This window comes from Pseudomonas sp. K5002, assembly GCF_013386655.1.
Taxonomy (GTDB): Bacteria; Pseudomonadota; Gammaproteobacteria; order Pseudomonadales; family Pseudomonadaceae; genus Aquipseudomonas.
Window position 1 is genome coordinate 1 of sequence record NZ_JACARK010000879.1, and the last position, 2,712, is coordinate 2,712.

2 protein-coding genes and 1 pseudogene are annotated in these 2,712 nt (G+C 62.2%); all 3 read right to left on the bottom strand.

The features are described from left to right. A pseudogene (locus tag HX846_RS30425) lies at positions 1 to 274 on the bottom strand (imidazolonepropionase); the annotation flags it as partial. Between the two features lie 16 nt (positions 275 to 290). After that, entirely contained in the window at positions 291 to 1,700 is a 1,410-nt protein-coding gene (locus HX846_RS30430) for an amino acid permease (protein ID WP_003209267.1), read from the bottom strand. A 182-nt stretch (positions 1,701 to 1,882) separates the two neighbouring features. Then, positions 1,883 to 2,712: aromatic amino acid lyase (locus HX846_RS30435; protein ID WP_178966803.1), on the bottom strand; the 830-nt coding region annotated here is incomplete at its 5' end.

Below are 2,712 nucleotides of genomic sequence, written 5' to 3' on the forward strand. Positions count from 1 at the left end.
CTATCTCGGCGTAGCTCACGCCTTGCAGCCGCTGCTCGAACTCGCCGCTGCGATTGCCGCCGAACACCGTGTGGGTGTGGCAGTCGATCAGCCCGGGCGTGACCCACGCCCCTTGCAGGTCATGGATGGTTGCGTAGCTCGCATCCGGTAGATCGGCGCGCGGGCCGATCCACTCGATGAGCGTGCCCGAGGTAACAATGGCGGCGTCCTCGATGATCGAGTAGTTGCCCTGGGCCATGGTTGCAACGTGGCAGTGTTGCCAAAGCGTTTTCATCAACGCCTCCATTAGGTTATCGATGAGACAAAGCCGGGTCGTAGTGGACCTTGGCCGTTTGCCCGGCGGCGGGCTTGACCCACAGCAGATAGGCGACGATCAGCAAGACGATCCACACGGCGCCGACCATAAGAGCGGCCTGGGTGTCCGGGAAGTAACCCAGCACGCCGAAGATGAACAGCATGAACACGATGGCGGCCGCTGGCGCGTAGGGCCAGAACGGCACCGGGAATTTCAGCTCGGCAATCTGTTCCCTGGTCATCGAGCGACGCATGGCCACCTGGGTGACCAGGATCATCAGCCATACCCACACCGTGGCGAAGGTCGCAATCGAGGCGATGACCAGGAACACGTTTTCCGGGATCAGGTAATTGAGCACCACACCGCCGAGCAACGCGGCGCCCATCACCACTACGGTCATCCACGGCACGCCCTGGCTCGACAGTTGGGCAAAACCCTTGGGCGCCTGCCCTTGCTGGGCCAGGCCATACATCATGCGACCGGCGCCGAAAATGTCGCTGTTGATGGCCGAGACGGCGGCCGAGATCACCACAATGTTAAGGATGGTCGCCGCCGAGCCTATCCCCAGGTTGCTGAAGATCTGCACGAACGGGCTGCCCTGGCTGCCGATCTGCGGCCACGGGTAGATCGCCATCAGCACAAACAACGTCAGCACGTAGAACAGCAGGATACGCAACGGCACGGCGTTGATTGCCTTGGGGATCACCCGCTGCGGGTCCTTGGCTTCGCCGGCGGTGATGCCGATGATTTCGATGCCGCCAAACGCAAACATCACCACCGCGAAGGACGCGATCAAGCCACCCACGCCGTTCGGCATGAAGCCACCGTGAGCCCACAGGTTGCTGAGGCCGGTAGCGGGTGCTTCGCCCGCCGAGTGAATACCGAACAGCATGATGCCGAAGCCGCCGAGGATCATTGCGACAATGGCACCGACCTTGAGCAGCGACAGCCAGAACTCCATTTCGCCAAAGACTTTGACGTTGCACAGGTTCAGGCCGCCGATCAGCAACACGATGCCCAGCACCCAGACCCAGCGCGCGACTTCGGGAAACCAGAAGCCCATGTAGATGCCGAAGGCGGTGACGTCGGCGAGGCAGACGATGATCATTTCAAAGGCGTAGGTCCAGCCGAGGATAAAGCCGGCCATCGGGCCCAGGTAGGTACTGGCGTACTGGCCGAAGGAGCCGGACACCGGGTTATGCACGGCCATTTCGCCGAGGGCGCGCATGACCATGAACACCGCGGCGCCACCGATCAGGTAGGCCAGGAGCACGGCCGGGCCGGCCATCTGGATGGCGGAGGCAGAGCCGTAGAACAGCCCGGTACCGATCGCGGAACCGAGGGCCATGAAGCGAATATGTCGGGCGGAGAGCCCGCGTTTTAACGTCTTTTCTTGCTGGTGCATTTCTCGTCCTTAATTATTTTTATCCTGAGAAAATTCGAATCTGTAGAAGATCAAATGTGGGAGCTGTCGAGCCCCAGCGAGGCTGCGATAGCGGTGGGTCAGGCTACGAAAGTGTTGCCTGTTCCGGCGCCATCGCAGCCTCGCCGGGGCTCGACAGCTCCCACACTGGATCGGTGTCGCTCTTACAAGCTCGGCAACAACTTCGCCGGCACCAGCTCGTTCAGGCAACGCGTTGCCAGCAGCTCACTGGCGGCATTGATGTCCGGCGCAAAGAAGCGGTCCTTCTCATAAAACGCGACTTTGCTGCGCAGGATCCCACGCGCCTTTTCCAGCGCCGGCGAAGTCTTCAAGCCATTGCGCAGGTCCAGGCCCTGGCAAGCCGCCAACCATTCCACCGCCAGCACACCGCGGGTGTTCTCGGCCATTTCCCACAGGCGCTTGCCCGCCGCCGGGGCCATCGACACGTGGTCTTCCTGGTTGGCTGACGTCGGCAGGCTGTCGACGCTATGGGGATGCGCCAGTGCCTTGTTCTCGCTGGCCAATGCCGCCGCCGTCACCTGGGCGATCATGAAGCCGGAGTTCACACCGCCATTGCCCACCAGGAATGGCGGCAGTTGCGACATGTGCTTGTCCATCATCAACGAGATGCGACGCTCGCTCAGGGAGCCGATTTCCGCGATGGCCAGCGCCATGTTGTCCGCCGCCATGGCCACCGGTTCGGCGTGGAAGTTGCCACCGGAAATCACGTCACCTTCAGCCGCGAACACCAGCGGGTTATCCGACACGGCGTTGGCTTCCACCACCAGTACTTCAGCCGCCTGGCGGAACTGGGTCAGGCAGGCGCCCATGACTTGTGGCTGGCAACGCAGGGAGTACGGGTCCTGGACCTTGTCGCAGTTTTCGTGGGATTGCGACACTTCGCTGCTTTCACCCAGCAGGGCGCGATAAGCGGCCGCAGAGTCGATCTGGCCGCGTTGGCCCCGGGCAGCGTGAATGCGTGCGTCGAACGGCG